Annotated in this window: 1 protein-coding gene; it reads right to left on the reverse strand. The window is 45.1% G+C overall.

Translation table 11 applies throughout. From position 1 onward, the window contains the following. Window positions 1-333 precede the first annotated feature (333 nt). On the reverse strand, window positions 334-6723 hold the full coding sequence (locus AB1L08_RS21100) for a DNRLRE domain-containing protein (protein WP_413066580.1): 6390 nt from the start codon (window positions 6721-6723) through the stop codon (window positions 334-336). Between the last annotated feature and the right edge of the window lie 101 nt (window positions 6724-6824).

Genomic DNA, 6824 nt, shown 5'->3' on the forward strand with positions numbered 1-6824 from the left:
TTCGGTACCTTTATTTAGTGTTGTCTTTTTTAGGAACTCCAAGGCGAACTCCTACAACTAATGATTTTCAAACTTACAACCTTCCTTTGTTTAAGGCATTTTTATATGTGTAGCAGGCAATGTTGTCTATCCCCTATGAGCCAGACCAAACGAATTACTAATCGCGAGTTTAGGTGTAAACTTTTTAAACTAACTATTCTTTTATCAAGGTAAGAAGTGTCTTCTTCAAGCATAAACACCTTGACATCCTTGACAAGATCCTGAAGATATACGGCCACTTTCTTTGAAATAGAGCCTTCACGATATTTGTTTTAGTTCAATTAATATCCTCATTTATCGTAAATTCCTATATATACTTCTTGAATCCCTCATATATATTTTCATTTTTTTATTCTTCTTGCTAATTGGCCGAATCTTATTTCTTAATTTCCTTTTACCTCCATTTTTTAAGTATAATCTATGTTCTAATCCACGCACTTGATTATAGGTTAGGCCTTTTGCTACTACATTAAAAGTTGCGTCACTATGCATTTTTTTGTGTGCATACTTCCTTGCTTTAATATTTTTAGTTCTACCTACATAAACAACCTTTCCATTTTTGGTTAGGGTGTATACTGCATGAGTAGCCTTTTTTGCAGCTTTGAATTTTCCCCCTCCAACAAACCCAAGAGCCGTAGCACCGGCAACACCTTTCCATCCTTTCCCTGATTTATAAGCTTTATAGCCAGCATAAGCAGCCATGCCTGCATTTATCACAAGCCAAGGGAACTTACCATCCGGATCGACCATCATAACCGGATTATTATTCGCGTACGTATAGCCGTTTTGCGTCAGGATATCGTCATCGTCGCCGGGATCCGGGTCCATTGACAGGAAGACGCCATGTGTTGGATGGTAATATCTTGCCATCAAGTAGTAAAGGCCGGTTTCTTCGTCATATTGATAGCCTGCATAGCGGAATGGATTTTCCAGTGCAATCCCCGCCCGCTTTGTCTCCAACGGATTTCCCCAGTTGTCGTACGAGTAGCTGGCAACAATGTTTCCTGACTGGTCCGTTAAGGCGATGACATCGCCGCGCGGGTTGTAATGATAGTAATAAGTGGCCGCAACTGTATTTCCGCTGTGTTTGTTCATGGCCAGCAATTGGCCGTCAGCGCTGTAAACGTAAGATCGCTGCACCTGGTCATTGGCATTCGTTTCATACAGGACATTCAGGCTGTCGCCGCCATAGATGTAATTGGTGATGGTGCCGTTTACTTTCTTTTGGATTCTTCGGCCGTCATCATCATATTTGTATTCTGCAAAAGGAACGCTTTCTCCTTTTTTCTTGACGGATACGAGCTGATCGGCCGCATTCCATTGATAGGTGAACTTTCCATCTTCAATCCGGTTGCCGTTTTGATCGTACCTGATGGCTTCGTTTCCGTAGGCAGTCAGCTGGTTGAGCATGTTGTAGGTCGATGAAACGGCCGCTTGGCTGCCGATCTTTTGGTAAATCCGGTTGCCGAATCCGTCGTACTTGTATTCATTAACGGAGCCGTCCTTCTTTGTTTCGCGGACAAGCTGGTCCATATGGTCGTACGTGTATGTTTCTTTCTTGCCGTCATTGTAAAGAATCTCCGTACGGTTGCCGTTGGCATCATACGTGTATTTTTCATCGATAACGGTCGTCATGGCCCCGGTTGATGAATCCACTTTGTTTGTTGACATGGAAATCACCTGTCCGGCCGGGTCATACACATAGGTGGTGCCGACACCGTTGGCAGGGGAGTAGGTTGTCACATTGCCCAACTCGTCATAGTCGAGCCGGAATGTATTCCCATTGTTCTTTACGACCGTATTTTGTTCGAGTTTATTATACTCATAGCTGATCGTTTGCGCCGTTCCTTTATGCGAAAAGCTTGTGGACTCCAGCTTGTCGGAGTTGGCCGGGTATTTCCAGGAAACCGTTCCAATGATGGCATCATTCTTTTTGATCGTCTGGCTCGTCATCCGGTTCTTCGCATCAAATGCCTGCTCTTTTTTCAGTTGATTGAGAGAGTCGGCAATCAATGTTTCGTTGCCGTTTTTGTCTTTGACAAATTCAAAGGCCAGGCTGTTGTTGTAGTAGATTTTATCGATGCGATCCGCGTTGTCATACGTGTTTTTAATGATTTGCCCGTTCGGCAGGATCGTCTGTACCAAATTATCGTTATCGTCATATTGATAACTGGTCTTGTGATTCAGCGGATCGGTGACCGATGTGACTTTATTGTCTTCGTCGTATTGATAAGTAAAGGTTTGTCTTTTTTCGCCCGCACTGATGGTTTTCGCGGTATTGTTTCCGTTTTTGTCATAGTCGTAGGAAACGACCGACGCATTAGGCAGGCTGAGCGTCTTTAATCGATTATTGGCATCATATGCATAGGTTTTCTTATTGCCTTTTGGATCCGTTTCCTCCAGCAGATTTCCGACTTCATCATATTTTTTCTGTGTTTTCCGGTTCAGGACATCCGTCAATGCCTCGGCATAGTTTTTCTTTGCATCGTACACAGCCGAAGAGAGGATGTTTCCTTCGATCAGCCGGATGGAGTCAAACCATACGGTACCCGCATTGTTCCCTTTAAAAGTCGGATAGATTTCAACCGATTGCACCGCCTTTGAGGGATGGATGTAAATGGCCGAGCGGTTCCACTCCTGTGTGCCGAGCGGGAACATGGCTTGTTTATCTTCTGATGTTCCATCTGCATATACAATTTTTGCCCATAATGAGTAATCTTTGTTCGGCCCGTTTTCCACCGTGTTCGTTACTTTGCTGCTTCTTGACATCCCGGTAATCGTGAACGGTTTGGGCGAATTGGTAGATTGGTTGATGTGAAATACCTGTTTGTATTGAATGCCGTCCTGGGCAGTTGTTCGGGTCATTTTCAGGGAAGCGTTCCCATCGTATGCATTTGCTTGATCCACTGTCGCCGTTCCGCTTGTCTTTGTCCAACTCGTTAATCCATTTTCAAAGCTGCTGTTTGCGATCGGATTATAAGAGGACGAGACATCCGCTTTTTCCAATTGGATGCGGTCAAACCATGCTTCTCCTGAAGAAGTGGGACTGTTGTGGTCGATTTCCAGATATAGCCGGACGTTATTGACATTGGACGCCGTTTTGAAGGTCACTTGCCGCTTCGTCCATGGCTGGGTGCCTGTTAATGCGGAATATCTGTTGTCATTCCACTGGACGCGGGTATTCCCGTTTAACTGTTGAACGTTTAAAAATGCTTTGGCATTTTTTAGATTCACTGTTTTCATATCCACACTAAAGGTATAGGTTTGATTCGGCTCAACCGGTATCACCTGGGTCAGGGAGGAGTACCCCAATTCCGTTCCTTCCGTGGTGGAATTAGACGTGAGCTTTACAGCCTGTTTTCCACCCAGAGGCCGAAGCTCTGCTGCCGGAATGTTCACAATCGAAGCCGTGCCGCTATCTTTGGAAAGCGAGACAGTCCAATTGTTGTAGTTTCCTTCAAAACTGGAATTTAAAACCAGATTGTTCGCGGCAGACAGCGCGGTACTGGATTGAATCTCATTTCCGTAATTGTCAAACTTTGATACGGAAGATACCACTCCTGTCTCATCCGTTTCCGAAGTGGGGTTCAAGCCATCATAGGAAATGGTTGTTTTTTCGCCTTCCGTATCCACAAATTCAACGACATCATTGTTTTTGTTGTACTGATACGTTTCTTTTCCATAGCTGTCTGTTGCCGTCAGGACATTGCCATTTTTGTCATATGTGTAGGCTTCCGTTGCGGTTTTTCCGATATCTTTCGGATCCCATGATTTGATGAGGTTATTTCCTTCATATTCATACCGGGATTCCAGGTTGTCGTTCGGCCCGGTACTGCCCGGTGCATAGGCATCGATTTGCTTGACGGGATTGGCCGCCGCATTATACTCATAAAACGTTTTATTTCCCCTTGGGTGGGTGACGATCAGCGTCCGTTTGGGCAGATCATAGGTAAAAGTTGTCGCCTTTCCTTTTGGATTCGTCACCTTTTGAATGCGTTTTTCTGCTGCATCATATTCATATACGGTTTGAACAGGCTTTTCACTCGTGCTTGTCGGATCAATCAGCTTCGATAATTGTTTTTTGCCATTGTATTCATATTTTGTCGTTTCCTTATTGGCATTCGTGACTGAGACCAACAGGTCATTTTGATAGGCAAAAGTCGTCGCCCGCCCTTTTGGATCGGTGATTTTTGATACCAGCCCGTTGACATATTCCAGGGTCAGTTTTCTTCCTGACGCATCCGTAATGGCAGACAGCTGGTTGTTTGTGTAGGTGTATGTCGTTTTGTTGCTTTCTTTTTGCGCATCCCGGATTTCTTTGATCCTGCCGGTCGTTTTGTCAAAATAGAGCTTCGTCTGGTCTTTATCGGTAATGATATAATCTGTTGTTGTCTCTTTCAATTCAAGATATACGCCCGTCGGCGCTTCAAACGTTCCGTCCGATTTCTTGAGGAAACGATGGATCGTTCCGTCCTCATCGGTGAATTTGATGTAGGAAGATTCCGGTTTGATGTTCATTTCGGCATCGCTATGCCAGCCAAATCCGAAAATCCCTTTGGTGGCCGACAGGCTGTTGTACGTTCTGCCAATACTTAACCCCGGCCCGCGGCCGTCAATCGAATAATCTGTCTCATCCAATATGAAGTTTCCTGTTGCGGCATTGACCGTTCCGTTCGGCACGTCAATGCCGGTCCAGTAGTCTTCCATTCCCAGGAAATCTTCGGGGCCTGGAATCGTCGGTGTGAAAGCGCCTGACCAGCTGCTTTCGGGATGGCCGGCCTTGCTGAATGCTTTCACTCTAAACCAGTAATTTTTATTGTTTGGATAATTTCCCTTGGAATTTCGATAGACAGGGGACGGATCAAGGGCAAGCTCGGCTCCGCCGCCATTGACGTTTAATTTGTATCCCCCTGCATCAATTTGCGCCTTTGTCGGCCACAACCCTTTATTTTGCGTTGACCATGACAGTGTATCTTTTCCGACCGATGCCACTTCCTGATACTCGATTCCGTTGTACAGCCCAATCTTGTAGCCATCCGCCCCTTCAACCGGTTCCCAGTTCAATTTGACATATCCGGATTTTTCATTCATCGTATTGGCATACGGACGTCCCGTTGGTGTTTTCGGGACTTCCATCGGCATATAGACTCTGGTTGCGGCCGATTGGGGACTGTCACCGCCGGGATATACGGCTACAATTCTGACCCAATAGTTGCGGGCATCGGGATACGTTCCGCCGTCAGCTGCGGCATTCTTGTATACCGGGTTTGGATTAAAGGCCAGCTCGGTCCCTGTTTTATCCGTCCTCAACTGGTAAATTCCCGAATTGATTTGCGCCTGGGTAGGCCAAATTTTCTGCCCCTTTGTTGACCAGCTCGTTACATTCCCGACAGAAAATGCCTGATAATTTTTGCCATTGAACAATAATACTTTGTACCCGGTAGCCCCGGGGACTTTATTCCAGCTAATATTTAAATATCCGGTGCCTGTCCCCGTGCCATTTGATGTCGCCGTGACGGTCGGGGCAGGCGGAGCCTCATAATGATATGTGACAGACAGGTATGGCTTTAATGTCGAATTGTCGGAAGAGACAATCTTTTTCCAGTAGGTTTGTCCATTTCCGTTGGCATGAAGCTTGAATCCATGATTTGCTTTAGTCCCGGCGGCCCAAGCTTTTACGGTATTTAATACATTAAACTGTACCCACTCATCTCTCCCTGCATTGACATTCCCGATATTTTTGGAACCCGGCTTATTGTTCCAAGTCAGGGTGGAAGCATCCCATCCGCTTGAAACTTCATCCAGCCAGAGGCCGTTTTTCGTTGTGGCATAATAGGCATGGGTGACATAGACATTCAGCGTGGCCGAATCAATCACGGCTTTATCGATCTTTGCAATATTCTGTTTTAGGAAGGCGAAATTCGTGCCGGTTGTCCCATCATAATAGCCGATTTTTAACACATATTGATGTTGACTGGAATCCCACTTCTTTGTGGCTGTTCCATAATTCGTGGTTGGATAAGCGCTCATGACGAAAGCGTCAGAACTTGTGGATAATGAAGTTGTAGGATCGATAAACACCGGGTAAACCCGTTCAGGCGCTTTCAGCCATTCCTCATCTGCCGTAACCGTCAGGAGATAGCCGTCTTCCGTCTTTTGCAGATCGTATGTAACATTCTCGGAACGTGCTGCTTCCGACGAAAGTTCATCAATATTGGAATCTGTCATAAACGGTTCAGGGAGTACAAAAGCGGGTTCCTCTTCTTTTTCATCATAAAAGGCGATGGAACCATCTGCTTGCACTTTGCCGTTTAATTCCGTTTTTAAATGAAAAGTAAATGTATTGAGCCCTGTATACGAGTGCAGTATAATGTCTTCTTTGACATTTTCATTAAAGGTAATATTCCGCAAATCAACGTCTGGAAAAATGTCCTTATGCGTGATCATATTATCTTCAAAGACCGGCTTTACATCCGTTACTTTGACGTTTTGATCTTCTCCCGAAGCTTCGAGGATTGAAAAGGTGATGGATGCTTTATCCCTTTTAAAAACGGCATATTCTCCATTTTTCATTTCTTCATGGAAAATGGACGACAATAAAGTGTTTTCTGTTTCAATTACTTGTTGATTGCCGTGTGCTGTCTCTGATAGATCTGTAGATACTTCACTGAAACCTCTCCCCATTGAAATGGGGAGGTTCCGTAACCATAAAGGGTCACGGTTCCATTGCGACAAATCGCAATGGCGCGTGTGTACTTTGTGCTTTTCCCTTTCCAGATGAGGTT

It is taken from the genome of Siminovitchia jepli (genome assembly GCF_047228825.1).
Classification (GTDB): domain Bacteria; phylum Bacillota; class Bacilli; order Bacillales; family Bacillaceae_C; genus Siminovitchia.